Source organism: Ornithinibacillus massiliensis, from assembly GCF_018310345.1.
Taxonomy (GTDB): domain Bacteria; phylum Bacillota; class Bacilli; order Bacillales; family Amphibacillaceae; genus Ornithinibacillus; species Ornithinibacillus massiliensis.
Map to the genome: position 1 here is coordinate 618,476 of NZ_JAGXBY010000003.1, position 20,145 is coordinate 638,620.

16 protein-coding genes are annotated in these 20,145 nt (G+C 37.0%); 4 read left to right on the forward strand and 12 right to left on the reverse strand.

Translation table 11 applies throughout. From position 1 onward, the window contains the following. Window positions 1-188: 188 nt before the first annotated feature. The gene (locus KGF86_RS11715; RefSeq protein WP_211741967.1) at window positions 189-3,386 is read right to left on the reverse strand and encodes a DEAD/DEAH box helicase; all 3,198 of its coding nucleotides are present in this window, start codon (window positions 3,384-3,386) and stop codon (window positions 189-191) included. A 104-nt stretch (window positions 3,387-3,490) separates the two neighbouring features. Then, window positions 3,491-4,711, reverse strand: a complete 1,221-nt coding sequence (locus KGF86_RS11720; RefSeq protein ID WP_211741968.1) for a DUF418 domain-containing protein — start codon at window positions 4,709-4,711, stop codon at window positions 3,491-3,493. Between the two features lie 265 nt (window positions 4,712-4,976). Here KGF86_RS11720 and KGF86_RS11725 point away from each other — a divergent pair, with 265 nt between their 5' ends. Both KGF86_RS11725 and ade read left to right on the forward strand, forming a co-directional pair. Then, window positions 4,977-6,281: an NCS2 family permease gene (locus tag KGF86_RS11725; protein ID WP_211741969.1), complete on the forward strand. Its 1,305-nt coding sequence runs from the start codon at window positions 4,977-4,979 to the stop codon at window positions 6,279-6,281. A 25-nt stretch (window positions 6,282-6,306) separates the two neighbouring features. After that, a complete protein-coding gene (gene ade / locus KGF86_RS11730) occupies window positions 6,307-8,079 on the forward strand; it encodes an adenine deaminase (RefSeq protein ID WP_211741970.1) in 1,773 nt (590 codons plus the stop codon). Window positions 8,080-8,247: 168 nt separating this feature from the next. On the opposite strand, the gene KGF86_RS11735 is transcribed toward ade, so the two are convergent. Beyond that, window positions 8,248-9,597, reverse strand: a complete 1,350-nt coding sequence (locus tag KGF86_RS11735; RefSeq protein ID WP_186871043.1) for an amidohydrolase family protein — start codon at window positions 9,595-9,597, stop codon at window positions 8,248-8,250. 133 nt (window positions 9,598-9,730) lie between these two features. Between KGF86_RS11735 and KGF86_RS11740 the strand changes: the two genes are divergently transcribed. Further along, entirely contained in the window at window positions 9,731-10,645 is a 915-nt protein-coding gene (locus tag KGF86_RS11740) for a helix-turn-helix domain-containing protein (RefSeq protein ID WP_186871042.1), read from the forward strand. A gap of 79 nt (window positions 10,646-10,724) precedes the next feature. Here KGF86_RS11740 and KGF86_RS11745 read toward each other — a convergent pair whose 3' ends face one another. The 9 genes from KGF86_RS11745 to KGF86_RS11785 all read right to left on the reverse strand — a co-directional run bounded on the left by KGF86_RS11745 (window position 10,725) and on the right by KGF86_RS11785 (window position 19,296). Then, window positions 10,725-11,573: a patatin-like phospholipase family protein gene (locus tag KGF86_RS11745; RefSeq protein ID WP_211741971.1), complete on the reverse strand. Its 849-nt coding sequence runs from the start codon at window positions 11,571-11,573 to the stop codon at window positions 10,725-10,727. A 271-nt stretch (window positions 11,574-11,844) separates the two neighbouring features. Beyond that, window positions 11,845-12,942 carry an ABC transporter permease gene (locus KGF86_RS11750; protein WP_186871040.1) on the reverse strand — a complete coding sequence of 366 codons (1,098 nt, stop codon included), beginning with the start codon at window positions 12,940-12,942 and terminating at the stop codon, window positions 11,845-11,847. Next, window positions 12,942-14,204: an ABC transporter permease gene (locus KGF86_RS11755; RefSeq protein ID WP_211741972.1), complete on the reverse strand. Its 1,263-nt coding sequence runs from the start codon at window positions 14,202-14,204 to the stop codon at window positions 12,942-12,944. The genes KGF86_RS11750 and KGF86_RS11755 overlap by 1 nt, the downstream gene beginning before the upstream one ends. A gap of 12 nt (window positions 14,205-14,216) precedes the next feature. Continuing rightward, entirely contained in the window at window positions 14,217-15,149 is a 933-nt protein-coding gene (locus tag KGF86_RS11760; RefSeq protein ID WP_186871038.1) for an ABC transporter ATP-binding protein, read from the reverse strand. Window positions 15,150-15,260: 111 nt separating this feature from the next. Beyond that, window positions 15,261-15,896: a response regulator gene (locus KGF86_RS11765; protein ID WP_211741973.1), complete on the reverse strand. Its 636-nt coding sequence runs from the start codon at window positions 15,894-15,896 to the stop codon at window positions 15,261-15,263. Further along, a complete protein-coding gene (locus KGF86_RS11770) occupies window positions 15,889-17,028 on the reverse strand; it encodes a sensor histidine kinase (RefSeq protein ID WP_211741974.1) in 1,140 nt (379 codons plus the stop codon). The genes KGF86_RS11765 and KGF86_RS11770 overlap by 8 nt, the downstream gene beginning before the upstream one ends. A 289-nt stretch (window positions 17,029-17,317) precedes the next feature. Further along, window positions 17,318-17,605: a hypothetical protein gene (locus KGF86_RS11775; RefSeq protein ID WP_186871035.1), complete on the reverse strand. Its 288-nt coding sequence runs from the start codon at window positions 17,603-17,605 to the stop codon at window positions 17,318-17,320. 71 nt (window positions 17,606-17,676) lie between these two features. Next, a complete protein-coding gene (locus KGF86_RS11780) occupies window positions 17,677-18,012 on the reverse strand; it encodes a hypothetical protein (protein ID WP_186871034.1) in 336 nt (111 codons plus the stop codon). 522 nt (window positions 18,013-18,534) lie between these two features. Then, window positions 18,535-19,296 (reverse strand): SDR family NAD(P)-dependent oxidoreductase, encoded by a 762-nt coding sequence (locus KGF86_RS11785; RefSeq protein WP_211741975.1) that lies wholly within the window; start codon window positions 19,294-19,296, stop codon window positions 18,535-18,537. Window positions 19,297-19,582: 286 nt separating this feature from the next. Between KGF86_RS11785 and KGF86_RS11790 the strand changes: the two genes are divergently transcribed. Beyond that, complete coding sequence (locus KGF86_RS11790; RefSeq protein ID WP_211741976.1) at window positions 19,583-20,131, forward strand: NADPH-dependent FMN reductase; 549 nt, start codon at window positions 19,583-19,585, stop codon at window positions 20,129-20,131. Window positions 20,132-20,145 lie beyond the last annotated feature (14 nt).

The following is a 20,145-nucleotide window of genomic DNA, read 5'->3' on the forward strand; positions in this document are numbered from 1 at the left end:
TAAAAAAAATTATCCTGACTCTTATTTAATCTCATATTCATTCACCTTCTAATTTGTTTAATATATATACATATAATAGAAAGTTTAATTCCTATTTTTAGCGAATCATTGAAATAAAAAATCCAACCTTATAGCATTTACTAAGGTTGGATTTCTTGATGTCTCACTATATTCCATGGCCAGTGATATTATTGCAACAAAGCTTGAATATCTTCTTCCGTAAGTGACATCAATTGTTCACTTTGCGGATCGATTACTTCTTCTATTAAATGGCGCTTCCTTGCTTGTAATTCATTCATCTTCTCTTCCACTGTACCTTTGGCTACTAGCTTTATAACTTGAACCGTTTGTGTCTGACCGATACGATGGGCACGGTCTGCTGCTTGTTCTTCTACTGCAGGATTCCACCAGCTATCGTAAAAAATGACAGTATCAGCGCCAGTTAAGTTCAGACCAGTACCACCAGCTTTTAAAGATATAAGAAAAACATCTCTCTCTCCAGCATTGAACCTATTACATAAGGCGACCCTTTCCTCTGAAGGGGTTTGTCCATCCAAATAAAAATGTGAAATTCCTTCAAGCATTAATTCTTGTCCTATAAGGTTTAACATCTTTGTAAATTGAGAGAATATCAGCATTCTGCGTCCAGCAAGCCTTGCTTCCTCTACGATCCGAATAAGCTGTTCAAATTTTGCCGAAGACCCCTCATAGCCATCAACAAATAAAGCAGGATGGCAGCAGATTTGTCGTAGTCTGGTTAGTCCAGCCAATATTCTAATCCGATTTTTTCTTATTGTTTCTCTATCCAGATGTCGCAATGTCTTATGCCTTAACTTTGCCAAATAACTAGCATACAGTTTCTTTTGCTCTGGCAGTAATTCCGTTGTATCAATGACTTCTCTTTTCTCCGGTAATTCTTCCAGAACATCCTCTTTCACTCTCCGCAGCATAAATGGGCGAATTCTCCTGGCGATCTGCTTCTTAGTTAGTTCACTATATTCCCTTAATCCTAAAAATAATTCGGGAAACACAACATGAAAGATGGACCATAGCTCCTCTAATGCATTTTCCATCGGTGTCCCAGTTAAAGCAAAGCGGTGAGTAGCGTTTAGTTTTTTAACCACCCTTGCCGTCTGGGTTAGAGGATTCTTAAACATTTGGGCTTCATCAAAGAACACAACATGAAATTCTTGTCCCTCATACCATCTACTATCACTGCGTAGCAACGGATAACTAGTAATCATCACATCTACATCAGCTAGCTCAGCCTGTAGCTTCATCCGTTCTGTCTTGCTCCCGTCAATGATTACCATCTGAAGCTCCGGAGCAAATCTCATCAATTCGCTTTGCCAATTATACGTAACAGAAGATGGACAGACAATTAATGCTGGACGTCCACTTTCTCGGATAACATCGAGTTCTGATAGAATAAAAGCGATACTTTGAATCGTTTTCCCTAGCCCCATATCATCTGCTAGTATCCCACCGAATCTATAATGCGCTAGAGCCTTCATCCATTTAAATCCCTGTTTCTGGTAAGTGCGCAACACACTTTCTAATGATTGAGGTACAGCATAAGGTAACTGTTCAGGATGCATAATGGTATGAAGAAATTTCCGAAAAGATGCTTCTATCGTAACTGTGTCACTAGACTCCATCGTATTAAGTAACCTAAGTCCTTCCACAATTGGCACGTTCAATTGCTGGTCCCATTCATCAATTTGCCTTGGTACTTGATGCATGAATCGATGGATTTCCTCCATTTCTCTTGTTTCTAAGGAGAAAAGTGTACCATTTCTTAGTCGATAATACTTTCGCTTTTCCTCTAATGCAGCTAATACATCCTTTATTTCTTCTTCTGGGATACCATCAATGGAGAAAGTAAATTCAAGCCAATGTGTTCTTTCTCTGTAATGTCTCACTTTAATTTTAGGCACCGTTGTTTTAGGTAGAATCCTTAAACGTACTGCTGTTGTTGCGTAGACTTGTACCAACTGGTGCAGCTTCGGTAATTGATGATGTAAAAAGTTATACTCTAATTCTTCATTTTGAATATAATAACCACTTTCCGTTTGGATAAATTGACTCTCCTTCATGATGTTGAGAATTTCTTCTTCCTTCTCGATATCACGAATAATCATAGAACCTACTTTCGGCTGACGCCCATCTAGTGGATTGATTACTACATTTTCATAATGAAATTCAAGACCTGCTAGCAAACGATTTTTCACACGGTCAACATACAGCTTTGCCTTTAATGGTGTCTTTTGAATTTCTGCATTTACTTCACCAGCTAAATGAACTTCTCCAAGCTTTCGCAAATGCGGGACTAGTTTCTCCATATAATATTTCAGTTGATTAGCAGGTATAGGGATAGCGCTTGTTCTGGAATTCTCCATCATTCGCTTAAGACCATATAGCCGTTCTGCTTCTCCTCGTTTTACCACGACAATCTTGCCATTGGTAAGTACCGTGTCGTATTCATGTAAAATTACCATTTTGTCCAATCCGTCTATTACCAATTGATAGCCATTACCTTCGTTTTTCTTAAATTCAAATGTTAGTGGCAATGGCTCATCGACTACTTGAAACTGTGAATACGTTTTGCCAGCATATTGCAATGTCACGTGAGGAGCATGGATTAACAATGGCTCTAATTTATTCCACGAGGACGCTGGGACAGGTAATATCGCTTTGTCAGCTTGATGCCTTCCTTTAGTAGGCATTGCTCGTAGATACATTTTTTCGTCATTCATGATTCGGTTTAATTGCTGTATTACTTGGTCTGTTTCTTTATCAAAGCAATGTTTACTCGGGTCATATATATGATTATCTGTGATATTATACCTTTTCCCTTCATCTATTTGACGGAGAAAGTCACGAATATCTTTTATCGGTTGTCCCCCAATGGACAAGCCAATACCAAGTAGATTATTTTGATCTTCATCAGGAACAACCACGCATAGTAGCATAGCTCTTACTACTATTCTATTTTCAAAATGAGTTTGCTCGCCAGATTTTCGTGTGGGCGGCGATTGAAATATCGTGAGTAAGTCCTCTGGTAGCTCTTGTAATGCCTCTCCAGGATTAAGCTCGCGTGTACTTGCTTTTTGGTGATGAGAATAGGCGATTAGTACTGCTGCAACATGCTGGCAGTCCTTTTGAAATGAAGTAAGTGAAGGGCAACTACAAGTCGCGGTAAACCCTTGGTTCGTCTTCTCGAGGTGGACTTGGAAATCCTCTGCGCCTTGTACTACAGCATCCAAGGACTCAGAAGTTATCGCTTCTATCCATACCTTTCCATTACGATAAAAGGCGTCCCCTCTTTTAAAGGAGACGGCCCCACAACGCTCTTTGATGACTTTTTGATTTAGTTTAATTTCCATTGGGGCCACTCCTTTACTTACGATTATAGATACGTTCATAATCTCTTAGTTATGAAATTAGCATAAAAAATGAAAACATGCCAGTACTACTGCTCTTTAGTAGCCTAAGTTGATTTCGAGTTTACATCCTTCGCAATCGGTTGTATCCTACAATACGTAATCGTTCTCCACAACCATTCAAATGGACCAAAGCGAAACTTCTTCAGCCACAGTGTGCTTATCATCATTTGCCCTGCAAAAATCCCTAAACAAATTAGCGTCCCAATGCCAAGACTTACATTACCATACCACCCAAATCCTACAAAAATCACAACGGAAAAGATGGTTTGGAATAGATAATTCGTTAACGCCATTTGACCAGTAAATCGAAGTGCACGTAGTCTTTGTTGCCATTTTTCATGCTGAAGTAATAACGTCAAGGCTGAAATATAAAACAAGCATAACGGAATACTACCAACACTAGTTAACACATAAATGACATAATCTTGTTTAATTCCCCAATCCACTATTCCTAAGGTAAATAAAGCTAATATCGCAGTAAGCGGAATACTGATAAGGAACGTAACAAGACGTATTTGCTTCAGTAGATTTAGGTACTTCGTTACATATTGGAATACACCAGCTTTCCCTGCAGCCAACCCAATAAGAAACATCGCCAATACTGGTAGCATTGCTAGAATTAGATTGAATAGAATCATTGGTAACTCTGTCCCTAGTCGAAAGTTAACTAACTCTAGGTACCCAGCATTCTGATAAACCTCCGTATAATTAGAAACAGCCCTTTCCACTACGGCTGATGATTCTTGTACCTCCTCTAGAAAAGTACTTGGTATTAATAATGTCAAACTATTAAAGGCATTATAAACTAGTAACAAGCTCCCTGCCCAGATGAGCATGGTTTTAATCTTTCTTTTGTAAAAAAACAATAAGAAAAACCCAGCAAGGGCATAGGTATGCAAAATGTCGCCATACCAAAGTGCAATAAGGTGGATAAGACCAAACAATAATAATGCCAGCATTCTTCTCGTATATAGACTTGTTGCAGCTAAGCCCTTCCCCTCAGCACGACTAATGAAAATATAAAACCCTAATCCGAACAAAAATGAAAAGATAGTAAAAAACTTCATATCGATAAACAGCGTAAAAAATACATCTAACCAATAATCCAATCCCGTATATACCGGTTCCACTCCATACATTGATTTCATAAATATGGCACTATGAAAGGACGGCATATTGACTAAAAAAATGCCAAACAACGCAAACCCTCGAATAATATCAATTGTTACGATTCTCTCTTTACTCGATATTGGCGAATTCTCCAAACTTACTCCCCCTCGGAATACTTGTGTTATTTACCTACAAGTACGTTTAATCAGAAATACGTTTCCCTTGATTATAAGGTTTCAAATTTATAGCCATTTATCTCTATTATATATTTATATCTGGATTAACAATTACTCAAAACAGTAAAATCCGAACATTAACGACTACAAATGATGAAAATGTATGAAAATAGGTTGACTATCATTACTAGAAAGTGATATAACAGGTTATAGCGACATAATTCGACAAGGAGAGAACAACTACATGAGTAATTTTCTTAATCGCATGTTTAAACTGAATGAGCTAAACACGAACATTAGAACCGAAATATTAGCCGGAATAACAACATTTATTACAATGGCATATATCATCATCGTTCAACCTAATTTAATGGGTGCTGCCGGCATGCCTGTAGGTGCTGTGATGGTATCCACTATGATTGTTTCTGGACTATTTTCTATTATTATGGGTATTTTTACAAATCGACCATTTGCCCTTGCACCGGCAATGGGAAGTAACGCCTTTTTTGCATACTCCGTTGTAGCAGCAGGTCTTGCAACATGGGAGACGGCTTTAGGAATGATATTTATTTCTGGTGTAGCCTTCTTGGTCTTAACCTTACTTGGCCTTCGTGAAGCAATCTCCAACATGCTTCCAAAAAATATTAAGCTTGCTATTAGTGGATCAGTGGGTATTTTTATAGTCGGCACTGGTCTTGTGAATGGTGGTATTATCATTCAACGAGAAGGAAGCAACAATATGACACTAGCTACCCTACATGAACCTAGTGTTCTATTAGCCGTAATTGGTATTTTGGTTACGATTGGTTTAATGGCAAGGAAAGTAAAAGGTGCCGTACTATGGGGAATCATTTTAATTACAGTCCTAGGACTTCCATTAGGAATTACCAATTTACCGGATACATTTTTCCAATTACCGCCAAATCCAACATCCATCTTCTTTCAAGTTGATTGGATAGCGGCATTAAAGCTATCGTTCTTCCCGTTAATCTTTACTTTCTTTACCGGTGATTTCTTTTCTTCTCTTGGAACAATATTAGGAGTTAGTGGAAAGGCTGGATTATTAGATAAAGACGGCAACCTACCAGGAATTAAAAAGCCATTTATAGTTGACTCATCTGCAACGATAACTGGTTCCTTACTAGGGGTTACCACTGTAACAACCTATGTAGAATCGGCAAGTGGTGTTAGTGAAGGTGGTAAAACCGGTTTAACGGCTGTTTCAGCAGGGGTCATGTTCTGGATATGTTTATTATTAACTCCTATATTCCTAATGGTTCCATCTGTTGCAACTGCTCCAGCACTAGTAGTAATCGGGATTACTATTTTAGAATCTCTTAAAAATATCAACTATGATAAATTAGATGAATTAGCCACAGCATTAATTACGATACTAGTAACGGCATTTTCTTTCAGTATCGCAAATGGAATTGTGTTTGGAATATTATCCTATGTTGTCATTAAATTAATCACAGGAAAAGTTCGCGAAATTCCTATTGGACTATATTTCTTATGTATTCCACTAGCATATTACCTATGGTTAATTTAATTGATTAGTATTGGAGTGAACGAATATGAATCATAATTTGATTTCAGCTGCTCGTGGTGATATACCGTTAGATTTAGCCATTGAAAATATTAAATTAGTTAATGTTTTTACCGGTGAAATTTACCCAGCAGCAATAGGAATTTATCAAGATAAAATTGCTCATGTTACAAAGCCAGGAGTCACAACTTTACAAGCAAAACAAGTGATAGATGGTCAGGGAAAATACGCTATCCCAGGATTAATTGACACACATGTACACATCGAAAGCAGTATGCTGACTCCAAGTGCGTATGCGGAAGTAGTTCTGCCTCATGGGACCACAACAGTCGTAACAGATCCACATGAAATTACGAATGTACTAGGGGAAGAAGGGCTTGCTTATATGATTGAAGCAAGTAAGGACTTGGATTTACGAATCCTTACTTATCTCCCTTCCTGTGTACCATCTGCACCTCGTTTAGAAACGTCGGGTGCTGATTTCACTCCAGAACTGGTAGAGAAATTCATACAATGGGACGGTATAGACGGATTAGCTGAAGTGATGAATTATTACGATGTCATCCATCAAGACCCGCGCATGGCTGGTATTGTCCAAGCTGCACTTGATGCTGGAAAAATTGCTCAAGGCCATGCACCAACGTTAAGTGGGCGTGATCTTTCTGCGTACCTAGTAGCTGGAATTGACTCCGACCATGAATGTCGTACCGGTGAAGAAGCACTAGAGAAACTTCAAGCGGGAATGATTGTTGAAATTCGGGAAAGCTCCTTTTCTTACAATGTAGCACCCATTGCGAAAGTAATTAAAGATAAAGGCTACCTACCTAATGTTTGCTTGTGTTCGGATGATGTAAAAGCGAATGATTTATTACAACAAGGTCATATGAATCATGTGGTTCGCCGTGCAATAGAGGAAGGAATTGACCCAATCAATGCCATTCGTTATGGCACCTTGAATGCTGCCAACCGGTTAAGAAGAACTGATATTGGTGCAATTAGCCCTGGTCGAATTGCCGATATCGTTCTACTAGATGATATCAAGACGATGGTAGTATCCGATGTGTTCACTTCAGGAAAACTCATCGTGGAAAAGGGTAATCTAATAAGAAAACAAAATGTAGTTAATCCTCCTAAGCACTTTATGAATACGGTAAAACTACCCGAAATTAAAGAAGAAGATCTATCCATTACAGTAGAAGATCCACATGCAACCATAGCAAAAGTTAATGCCATCGAATATGATTATGCGCCTGGAATCCCAACGAATTTCCATGAAGTTACCTTACCGGTTATTAACGGAGAAGTGAATTTAGGTGAGTATGATGGTAAGAAAGCGCCATTAAACTATATCGCTGTTTTTCATCGACACGGACATAATAACAATGTTGCAAAAGGTGTTTTAGCTGGATTCGGCATAATCGAAGGTGCTGTAGCAACAACTGTTGCCCACGATAGTCATAATTTGGCGGTATTAGGGGTAAACAAAACAGATATGAAGCTTGCAGCGAATCACTTAAGAGAATCAAATGGTGGAATGGTTGCTGTTAAAAACGGAGAAATCGTTGCTGAACTAAAATTACCCATTGCAGGGTTAATGACAACGGAGGGTGCTGAAGAATTTTCACCACGGATTAATGCTTTCTTAGACCGAATTGAAGCAAGCATGATGCCCGGAAAAAATCCAATCCATCGATTAATAATCGCTACCCTTCCTGTTATACCAAAAGCAAAAATAACCGATATGGGATTAGTTGATGTTGATAATCAAAAATTTGTACCATTAGTAATCGAAACAAATTAACATCTTTACTGTTAAAAACAAGGGATAGTTAAACTGACTATCCCTTGTTTTTATCTTACTTAAGTACTACTTTTTCCAGTACGTACATAATTCGGATTTAAACCAGCACTCCTTTGCCTATGCTAGTCATATAAATCCCCAAGCCTTACCTGCCTATGAATTCATTATTTAGCTTTGCACTGATTCAACTTTTTCCCATTCAATCTGAAAATCAGCTATCAACTTTTCCATATATTCGTTACTTGGAACGTTACTAAGTAATTCATCTTGTGAATAAATTTTCCCTCCTTTAATTATGTGATGAATGCTCTTCGTATATTGAATATCGATCAATGGATTCGCATCTAATACGACTAAATCAGCGATAAAGCCTTCTTTTATTGCACCAATTTCCTCCATTTGGATAGACCTTGCAGCCTGGATTGTTGCAGCCTGTAATGCCTCAATTTCTGAAAATCCAATTTCTACAAATAACTCTAATTCACGATGTAAAGCCATGCCTGGGAAGGTCCAAATAAGTGCAGGAGTGTCCGTTCCTGCGACAACGGTTCCTCCCAAATCGGCATAGGTTTTGGCAACTGTTTTCGTAAACAGATCTAATATACCGATCTGCTCTTTTAGTAGTGCTTCCTGTACCGCATTTTTTTCCCAGTGATCGATTAAAATCCCTTCTTTCTTAAGTGACTCGGTTACTTTATTTTTGGGATACCACGGGTTAGGTTGCTGTGTTACTTGGTCCGTAAGCACTAAAGTAGGGCAAAGCTTCACATGATGCTTAAGCATTTCCTCACACAATGCTTTGATTCTCGCCTCATCTGGTTTCTCCCAATCAATATGACGCCACTTTTCTTGATCCGCGGTTGGATGCCAGCCATCATAAAGAGCTTGTACAAATCCTGAAGCATGCTCAAACCATGTCACTCCAATTTCTGCTGCTTCTAAAGCATTCAATTCCTTTGCATGGATGAGATCACAACTTACTTCTAGATTAAATTCTCTCGCCTCTTCCACCACTGCCTGTAAAACCTCTTTCTTTATCAGCCCATACACTTTAATAAATTTTGCCCCTGCTTCAGCCTGTCTTCTAACTTCTTTTCTAGCTGTTTCTGGGTCATCAGTTACTAGATTCCCAAAACTGGTTGGTCCCCATAGGCCAGGGGTTCCATCAATCATGCGGTCTGCAGCATATACACGTGGAGTAGGTACATCGAATGGAGCATCAATCATATTCTTAAGTAGAAATACATTTCCCGCGGTGTTACGGACCGTTGTTACCCCTGATGCTAAAAAATGTGGTGCAAATCGTTCTTGAATATGGCAATGCATATCAATTAATCCAGGAATAAGATACTTTCCACTCACATCCACTACACTAATATCATCTGGTAATGCTTCATTTTGTGTATAAATCCTTCTTATTTTTCCATCACAGATTTCAATAGAACCCTCAAAAGAAACTTCATTTTCCACATCAATTATCGTTCCATTCGCTGCAATATAATGCCTTAATTCTTTCATTTCATTATCCTCCTCTAATTACTTCCGTTATACTAATGGAAAAGAACTTGTTGTATGTTTATTTTAATTTGGATGGTTAGCAATATTTATAAAACTTTCATATAGTGGAATTTGAGGTTAGGTGGTTAGAATATTGAGGAGCTATGGAGAAACCTTTCGAATAATTCGTAAGCAAAAAGGGGTAACGATGAAAGAGCTAGCTGATGGAGTATGTTCCATTTCATTTTTATCAAAATTTGAACGTGGTGATTCGGATATAACACTTGGAATTTTCACAAGAATTTTAGACAAGCTGATGCTCAGTATGGATGAATTTATATATGTACATCACGACTACCAACCAAGCCAGCTCGAACAATTCTTCCAGCTAGTCAATACAGCCTACACTAGTCAAAATTCAGATCGATTAAAGCAACTAAAAAATCAAGAAATGAAAAAGTGGGAGCGTTATGGAATAGAAACATATTATTTTAATGTATTAATGCTTGAGGTTTACGATAGTATGGTGAGCTCCACCATGATGGACGAAAATGTGAATAAAGCGGAAATCGATCTGTTAACAGATTATTTATTTCGGGTCGAAGTATGGGGATATTACGAATTAGCTCTCTATAGCGCTACGATGTTCTTTCTTGATCCTGGTGTAGTGATACAGCTTTCTAAGACAGCATACATAAAAAGCAGCCGTTATCAAGAATTAAAAAAAGCACGTGATACGATTACTGCTATCCTTATCAATACCATTACCTACTTAATAGGTCCAGTTAATCGCTTTCCCGAAGAATTAACATACGAACAGGAAATTACGGAATTTTTCTCCTATCTTGATGCCATACAATTACCCGAAGATAAATTATTTGAACGGCTTAAAATCCTGCAACTAAAGGGAGCCTTAGAGTTAAAGTTAGGGAACAAGGAATCTGGAGAGGCTAAACTACGACAAACCATTCAAATTCTGAGAGATTTAGGTTCGGTGGGAAATGCCAATAACACTAGTCTATATTTAGAGCAGATTTTATCATATATTAAAATATCTAATACAAAATAGTATCGCACCTCCTTGTTAAGAGGTGCGATTTATTATATATGATTCTATAATACTCTTCTCATGGTGATTATTTCTTCAACTAGGATAAAAATTCCCTTAATTCCTCCGACAGTTTTTTTACATCCTTCATCCCTAGATGATATAGGTCGGTTAGTTTAGCTTTACTTCTTTCCACACGTCCAACTTCTAACTTTTCAGATGGGCTGATGACAAACACATTTCCTTTTTTCTCCTCTTCAAATATATAATTTAATGTTTCATTATATACATGGTGACGTCTTTCTATTGCTTTTAATAGACCGGGGTATTGTTTATATTTTTTGCGCATGTACCATCCAAATGATTGTGGCTTTTTAACATAACCTCTATTTCTCGTTAAAATGACGACATTCTTTTGATTCCCGTCTTTTACCGATTGCTTGATTGGAATTGGATCGGAAATACCTCCATCTAACAGACTTCGATTATCATATTCAACAACTGGTGCGAATAATGGCAAGGAGCTCGATGCCCGAATTATCTTTAATATTTCATCTTTATAATCTTCCCTTTTATAAAAAACAGGCTCCCCTGTCATACAGTCGGTAACACCAATGACAAACTCCTCCCTTGCAGCATAAAATGCGTCAAAATCAAAAGGCTCTAATTCATTTGGTAACACATCAAATAAAAAATCCATCCCAAAAATTTCTCTTTTCTTTACGAAGTTTCGAAATGATATATAATCGGGATGGTCTAAGTAATCAATCAGAACCGCTCTATTTCGTTCTATTTGCCGTGCGACATAAGACGAACCATTACAGGCACCTGCAGATACACCAATTACATATGGAAGGTATATATCTTGCTCCATTAAATAATGAATAACGCCAGCCGTATAGATTCCTCTGCTTCCTCCACCTTCTAATACTAATCCTGTGTTCTTCAAACATTCCACCTCAAAATCTACGTCTTTTCTTTTTAGATGAAGACAACGTTGTTTTTATTAATACTTCTCCTATTATATATACAAAAAGTGGAAGTTTCTAACTAGTTGCTTCTCATCCGCCTTTTTTATTCTTCTTTTATCATGTTTAGCTTCATTTTAGATCACTGTTTTCTAGGCTGAGATTTAACGCTCTTCTACTGTCTAAATTGAAAAAACTCTCGGTCTTTTACACTCGAGAGCTTTTTCACCTATTCATTAAACGTAATGAATACTATTTCCTCCGTTCAATCATATTAATCCCTATTCCCATCGCCACGACTCCAATTAGTAACATAATCAATAGAGACATCATAATATCTCCCAATCTACCATCATTAAATATGACAGACATTAATGCATCCATTGCATGGGACAACGGAAATAAGTCAGCAATAAACAATAACACTGGATTGGTTATCGTACCTGGCATCATATAAACTCCACTAATAAGTGGTAATAGTGGTATGACTGAAGGGTAAATGCTTAAAAATTGTTCTGGAGTTTTTACAAATCCAGTAATTAACATAGCAATACTAATCATACTAAAAACAAAAAACGCAGAAATTACGATAATTAGCCCTAAATGATCCCCTAACTCATAGTTCATGACATACTTAAATAGGAGCAACACAACCACAATTTGAAACATGGTTATTAGAAAGCTATATAAAATATATCCGCTATACATACTTACTTTACTAATTGGTGATAATATCATTCGATTCCAAACACCAGAAACTTTATCATGTGTCACATTGTTCACTTTCAAACCTAGGATAAACATAGCAACTAAAAAGGTAAAAGCAAACAATAATTGAGTACTCATGTTAAAATTCGGAAGCGCTTCTCCGTCTAGTCCTCTCGTTTCTATGTGAAATGGTGCGTTTTCAAGGTAGCTATTGATCTTGCTTCGAACATTTTCATCCTCTTCCGCTTCAGCCACTGCGCGAATTTGTGCTTCGCGTTGAAACACTTTTTCCACGTGTTGACGAACTAAAGAAATAGTTGGAAGCTCACTAGCTATGACTAACCGGTAATCCATGTCCATTAATTTTAATGCTACGTCAATTCTTCCATCTGTTACATCTTCACGAGCCTGTTCAGGAGTACCAATTTCGAACGTAAATGAGCTATCCATATTTAACAGCTCTTGCCATTTCTCTACTATTTCAGAGGCATTTTCCTCTTCACTAAAGATAGTAACCTTTGTCGGCGATTGAACACCTCCAGCAAATAAAAGGATACCTAGAATGCTTGCAGCTATAAATAATAGGATGAAAAGCGGGTTTCGCTTATCTTTAATAAATTGCGCCCATAAAACTGACTTCATTATGCTTTCCCCCTTTTTGGATACAAGGCCAAACTAATTATCAAAAATAAAAGGAAGAACCCAATCAAAATCAGAATGGATGTGAAGATGTTTGATAACTCTTCGAACTGAATCCAATTAGTGAGCATTACTAAAGATAGCCCGTTTGGTGTCCATTCACCAATTTTTATAAGCCAATCCGGTAATATATAAATAGGCACAAAGTTTCCACCGATAATACCGAACAATAAAATAAATAACATAAAGATCCCATTTGCTGTATCAATGCTCGTCACGCGCAGCGAAATACTTGTGAACATTGCTGCCAAACTAGCAATAGCAATAGCAAGTAAAGTAACAATTCCTATAAGGCCAAGCCAGAAACTAAATGACCTGTCAGGAAAGGCATCAAGGACAAAATGAGCAAATACAAAAAGAAACATCATTTGCAACCAAGTTAAGATAAAAGTAGATACCATTTTTCCAATTAAATAGAGGATTGGATTACTATTGGATAATTGAATACGGTAAAATACTCTTTCTCTAATTTCTACTCCTGCTTTAGTAGCAACGGTCGAAGCTAGAAATAAGGCAAACAATGCTCCCATTGCTATCGTAAAATATTGGGTTAATGTAAAGCTATCACCTGCTCCTACTTTTTCGATTCCACCTTCTGGAGTTACTACCTCTACTTGAGAAGCATCTAATTCCTGTAGTGCAAATTGATAATTCAATTGATCTGTAAACCCCTGAATGATATCAAATAAAATACGATTATTTGTAGTTTCTTTTTCTATTTTTAATTCCAATGAAGTGGTTGGACTCTGTCCGACAAAGGCCGCATATAGACTATCGGCACTAAACCCTTCCGGTATAATTAGAATGCCGTCTACTTCACCATCTTCTGCTTTTGATATTGCATCTGCTTCTTCAAGCTCTTGTATTGTTACTAAACTCTTTAAATCATCACTATCTAGGTAATGTAATAGCATCGAAGCTGGATTCAACTGACTTGCTTGTTCTACCAATACAGCTACTTCTTCTTTCCCAACAGATTCGTTATCCAATAATTTATCCTTCAATTGGGCTTGTAAGTCTGCATGATTATCTTGATTTACGATCGCTAAATGTAAATCAAGCTCAGACTCTTCATTATTACCTAGCAATCCAGAAAAGGCAAAATTTAGTACGATTACTAAAATAATCGGCAGCAAGAGAACTGTAATAAGTTCTTTTCGATCTCGCCATATAATTAATAAATCCTTTTTGATAAAGCTACCCATCCCTACACCTCCTTAATCGCGTAAAGTTCGACCAGTCAAATGAAGAAATACATCCTCCAAACTCGGAGTCTCCGTATGAAAATTAATCATTTGGATATGATGGTTATTAGCAAGGGAGACTAATTCACTGACTAAATTGATCCCTTTATTTGCAATAACTTTTAAGTTCACATCAGAAGCTTCTACTTTCCGGACCCCTTCTATCGCTTTCACCTGCTCTACAAACACTTCATTCATCTTGCTTAATTGTACTTTGATTGTGTCCTCTGCGGATAATATGCTTAGTAGCTCACCTTTTGTCCCCGTTGCAATAATTTCCCCATTATCCATAATGTACAATCTGTCACAAAGCTGCTCCACTTCCTCCATGTAATGGCTCGTATATAGAATCGTTGTACCATTTTTTTGATTTAACATGCGTACCGTTTCTAAAATATGATTTCTAGATTGTGGGTCAATTCCAACAGTAGGTTCATCTAAGATTAATATTTTCGGTTGATGTAGTAGTGCTACAGCAATATTTACCCGTCGCTTCATCCCGCCTGAAAAAGTTTTTACTAAATCTTTTTGGCGACCTTCCAAACCTACTATCTCCAATGAGCGCTGAATACTTTTTTCGAGGTCATCCCCCTTTAGCTTATAAATCGATCCAAAAAATTTTAAGTTCTCATATGCTGATAGTTCCTGATAAAGCGCTAATTCCTGTGGCACTACACCTAAAATACGCCTCAATTGTTCCGGTTTATTGATGATGTTTTCACCATTGAGCTTTATTTCTCCAGCTGTTGGCTTTATTAATGATGAAATCATCGAAATTGTTGTTGATTTTCCAGCCCCGTTTGGCCCTATTAGACCAACCGATTCTCCGTTATCCAAATATAAATTAACATCTTGCACTGCCTTTTTCCTTTTGAATGACTTACTTAAACGGATAGTTTCAAGCATGGTTTTCCTCCTTTTTTCTGTTTGATACTTGCATCATAATCGAAAAAAACCAAAGCCACTACTGACTTTGGTCACTTACGATATAGGTACTAGTTACTTTCGTCATTTTTTCTAAACTAATCGATGGCGAATTGCATATATTGCTAATTGAGTTCGATCTCTTAACTCTAATTTATCTAAAATTTGGCTTGTTTGATTTTTTACCGTTCCTACAGATAACCCTAACCGTTCTGCTACTTCCTTATTATTGAGCCCTTCTCCAATACATTTTAAAATGGCTCTTTCTCTTGGTGTTAATGTTGGGTCCACCGATTCACCTTCTTCTTGGTTTTGAAGGAGATAAGGCATTACTTTTGCTGCAACCTGATCCTCCAGTGAGAGTCCACCACTCATCGTACTTTTAATCGATCGTATAAGAGACTCCGTATCGCCGTTTTTTAGCATATATCCACTAACTCCCAGCTTCAGCGAATCTACCACGTAATGCTGGTCGTCAAACGTTGTAAGCATTAAAACTTTTATATGCGGGAATCGTGTCCGTAATACCTTTGCGGTTTCAATCCCATCCATTTCTGGCATACGAATATCTAATATAGCTATATCAAAAAGCTGTTTTTCACATAAAGCGACAGCTTCCATACCATTGTCTGCTTCACCCATTACAATAATCTCCTCATCTGTTTCAATCATTGCTTTTAGACCTTGACGTACCATTACTTGATCCTCTGCTAACAACACTTTAATCATACTGTCCACCTCGTTCTATTAATCGAATTACCCCTTTTACACTAAATTGATGCTCACCCTGTGTGACATCCAATGAACCTCCAACTTTTTCTAATCGTTCTCGCATTGCTTTCAATCCATATCCTTCTTGAAAATGATAATTAGAAGTTGTTTGGTTGATTACTTCGAAACGAAAAATACTTCGACCAGGCGATTCAAACATAACACGCGCCTCTCTTGTTGAGCTATGCTTCATAATATTGGTCAGCGCTTCTTGTACAGCACGATATATGGCAAAGGACTGCTCCCCTGAGAGTGGAGCTGCGAAAGCACCATGCTTAACAGAGAAATGAATTTTCATATAGCTTTCTATTTCCAACTTTCTGATTAACCGAATAATCCCCTGGAGACCGCCTACTTCTGGTTGTTTAAAGGATTTTACCGCTTTTCTTGTTTCTTCTAAGCTTTGACTGATAAGCTCTTTAAGGGTTGTCATTTTCTCTTTATCTTGTTCCACGGCATTTAAACGGAATGCCTCAAATTGCATTAACAAAGCAGTAAGCTTATGTCCAACTGAATCATGGATTTCCCGCCCAATCATATTACGCTCATCGAGTCTTGCTTGTTCTTCTTCAATCATAAGCTGTCTTTTCATTTTTCTATATTCATCTAATAAGACATCATACTTCTTTGATAGTTCGTTTTCTCTAATATGTACCGTCTGAAAATAGAACAGGGCAGTAATTATTAAACTATATAAAAGTCCATACCAAACTAATATGGTAGTAGAGAGATTAGCTTCCATCATGATTACGAAAGCACATATTAGCTGAACGCCAATTACAATAAAACTCTTCAAGCGATTAAGGTAAAACACTGCTTCGGCAATAATTAACGCATGAAGTAGAAATACATATGGATTGAACATACTGCCCATGTGATGAAAAACACCGATAGTGGTTAGTGCTTGTATGGAGAATAAAATGGTCTGCCAAATTGGTTTATTTGCAGTGATAGGAAGTATAAACAAGATGATGAAAAACACGCACATACTAGTAAGCTGTATCTTGTTTATACCTGATGGAAATGCTAAATAAGCAAATACCCAAACAACACCATAAATAGCAAGCCATATAAAATATGATTTCTTCATGATTAAAAGCTCCTTTTAAACTTACCATTTTTTTCATTATACTATGATACCGAGCTATTCAACACCTCTGTCTAAAATTCGAGCTTCTTCAGGTTAACACCTTTGAAAAATCTTCATCTAGTACAGATAAATCAGTATTTTTGTAGAAGCTATCTTGTGATATAACAGGCTTAACTTCAACATTTATCATCTTGCTAAATAAATGAATTACAAGACCTGAACATTTTACATCATTTAAAACAAACGGTTAATGGCAGATCATTCTTGAGGTAAAAAAAGAAGAAAATGTTTAAATCCATTTTCTTCTTGAAGTTCGCTTTGAATTTTCTCTATGGTTCTGGTTAAATTCCAATACTTGATTTCTTTCTCTTTGTTTTCTCTTATCCCGCTCAATCAATGAATCTAATTTTTCAACGGCTCTTTCTAGTTCCTCCTCATTTATATCTCCTCTAGCATAAATGCCGCATAAAACACTATAAGCGATTGCCTTTGTTTCTATATTTACAACAAGATCTATATCTGAGTTTCCACTCTTGTCTATCAGCGTTTTTAATTTATTTTCTATTCGCTTTTCCAACATCATTCACTCCTCTTGTTGATAAATTTAAATAGAGGGATACTGTATCAAGTATCCCTCGCAAAGACTTATTAGAAATCAAAATCTTGATCTTGTCTTTGATCTTGGTCCTGATCAGAATCCGCTTCGGACCTAGCACGTACTCTAGCACGTGATTCACTATCTACATTAATGTCTAGATCTACTCTTGAATTACCACTATTTTCAACTCTAGCCCTTGCAACATTCGTATTTTTATCTTTAACACGAACATCAGTATCATTATCTACTTCATTATCACTTCTAAAATCTAGTTCATTATCAGCATCGCTTCTTGAATTACTTTTTGAATTACTTCTTGATCTAGAGTCACCAGACCCTCTTCCACTATCCCCAAAGATACTTGGGTTTCTCCATACGTTACTCATAGATTATTCCCTCCTTTTTGTAATAGTCGCTATATTATATTCAAATAGATATCATATGCTTAGATGAACTCCCTATTAAAATATAGTCAAAGATATATTTTTGAAATAAATACGTTATTAATCTAGTATAAATCCCCTATAAGTTATTCTTTCCTAAAGAATAGAAAAGGCCTATTTTTATTTGTTGCTAAGAGTCCGGGAATAATAACATTGGATAAATCCCTTTCAAAATCAGTTACCCTCGTCATATATATTAGATATACCTCTATATAATAAACACTTGCTGATGAGCTTAATTTTAAATTCCTCACTGCACTTAGCCATTAAAAAAACCCCGAAAGCTAGTTTTCACTCTAACGTTCGGGGGTCGATAATCGTTCTATAATAAGTTATTTTTATCATTATTCGTAAATATTACCTTTTATTTAGGATATTATTTTGCTATCGGTTTAACTACAATAGTAATAACGAGGCGTTTCCAACTGGTTCATAAACAGAATGAATAGCCATGCAACTAGTCTCTTAATCCGCCTGCATTCCACCATCAACATTATATAATGAGCCTGTTACGAATGAGGCTTTATCAGAAGCCAAGAATAACACGACTTCTGCTACATCTCTTGGCGTGCCAAAGCGACCTAATGGGATACCTTGTTTAAGTGCTTCTCCAACCCCTTCAGGATCATCCGGATTCATGTTCTTTTGAATACCGGATAACATCTGTGTATCGATGGCAGCAGGTGCTACCGCATTCACGCGAATACCACTAGAAGCTACTTCAAGAGCGGCTGTTTTAGTCAATCCTGCAACAGCATGCTTAGAGGCTATATATCCTGCCATGCCGGCAGCCCCTATGTAAGCGGCATTTGATGCTGTATTGATAATGGACCCATATCCTTGCTTTTCCATTTGCTTTATAACATGTTTTAATCCTAAAAACACACCTGTTACATTAATCGATAAAACGCTTTCAAATTGTTGTTTATCAAGATCTTTAATCGGAATGGAGGGCCCAGAAATTGCTGCATTATTAAAGAATACATCAATGGCTCCAAATGCTCCCACCGTCTTTTCAACATATTGAATGACGTCTTCTTCCTTTGTAACATCAGCTTGAATGACCAATGTTTTATCCGATTGATTTAAACTTTCCTTTGCGCTTTCTAAAGCTTCCTCACTAACATCTACGAGAACCACATTCGCACCATTCTCCAAAAATACTTTCGCTGTCTCTTTTCCAATACCACCTGCACCACCAGTAATTAAGACTGTATTTCCGTTCATACACAATCCTCTCCTTTGTTAAATTTTATTCCTACAAGTATATCGTATAGAAGGGAGATATAATTTTCAAAAAATACGCACAATAATATGCTATGTTCCTTCCTTAGAAAGAATTTCCGTTGTACTTTCTACTGGCCCCGAAGTAACATTACTTTGTCTGTTTAAGTAGTTTTGATATTTCTATTAGAATAGGATAGGATTTAAATTATAGTTAACGCTAGATTTTATAAGCGTATAGTACTAAAGCAGAAAGAGTGACTATATGAATAGAAGGAGGAAAAACACATTGAAATTAGTCGGAGTTTCTGGAACGTTAGCCGGAGAAAAAACGTCACAAGCAGTGTCTACCTTTTTAACAGCTGCTTCTTCCATAGATCCACAACTGGAGATTGAATTAATTGATTTAAGAGAATACGAGGTGGAGTTATGCCGCGGAGAGCCACTTTCCTATTACAACGAAGATACTTGGAAAGTTGTAAAAAAAATTCTATCCGCTGATTTTCTTCTATTTGGTACCCCTATTTATCAAGCATCCATTTCAGGTGTATTGAAAAACCTATTGGATTTCATACCAGAGAATGGATTCAAAAATAAAGTCACTGGGATTATTGCAACCGGATGGTCAGATAAACATTTTCTTGTACCGGAATATCAATTAAAGCCTGTGCTTAGCTATTTAAAAGGATTAGTCCCATCTGCAAATGTGTTCATCCCAAACAATTCTTTTGACATGGAAACCAATGAAATAAATGATTCAAATGTTTCTAAACGACTCCATAGTCTTGCAGATGAAATGATATTTCTCCAACAAGCCATTAATAACAGAGAAACATAATTCGATATCATATT

Excerpts from the sequence above, each read along its gene's own strand:
- KGF86_RS11735 (WP_186871043.1), bottom strand. The coding sequence starts at position 9,597 with ATGAAAGAATTAAGGCATTATATTGCAGCGAATGGAACGATAATTGAT.
- KGF86_RS11785 (WP_211741975.1), bottom strand. The coding sequence starts at position 19,296 with ATGAACGGAAATACAGTCTTAATTACTGGTGGTGCAGGTGGTATTGGA.
- KGF86_RS11715 (WP_211741967.1), bottom strand. The coding sequence starts at position 3,386 with ATGGAAATTAAACTAAATCAAAAAGTCATCAAAGAGCGTTGTGGGGCC.
- KGF86_RS11725 (WP_211741969.1), top strand. The coding sequence starts at position 4,977 with ATGAGTAATTTTCTTAATCGCATGTTTAAACTGAATGAGCTAAACACG.
- KGF86_RS11755 (WP_211741972.1), bottom strand. The coding sequence starts at position 14,204 with ATGGGTAGCTTTATCAAAAAGGATTTATTAATTATATGGCGAGATCGA.
- KGF86_RS11765 (WP_211741973.1), bottom strand. The coding sequence starts at position 15,896 with ATGATTAAAGTGTTGTTAGCAGAGGATCAAGTAATGGTACGTCAAGGT.
- KGF86_RS11770 (WP_211741974.1), bottom strand. The coding sequence starts at position 17,028 with ATGAAGAAATCATATTTTATATGGCTTGCTATTTATGGTGTTGTTTGG.
- KGF86_RS11750 (WP_186871040.1), bottom strand. The coding sequence starts at position 12,942 with ATGAAGTCAGTTTTATGGGCGCAATTTATTAAAGATAAGCGAAACCCG.
- KGF86_RS11780 (WP_186871034.1), bottom strand. The coding sequence starts at position 18,012 with ATGAGTAACGTATGGAGAAACCCAAGTATCTTTGGGGATAGTGGAAGA.
- ade (WP_211741970.1), top strand. The coding sequence starts at position 6,307 with ATGAATCATAATTTGATTTCAGCTGCTCGTGGTGATATACCGTTAGAT.
- KGF86_RS11760 (WP_186871038.1), bottom strand. The coding sequence starts at position 15,149 with ATGCTTGAAACTATCCGTTTAAGTAAGTCATTCAAAAGGAAAAAGGCA.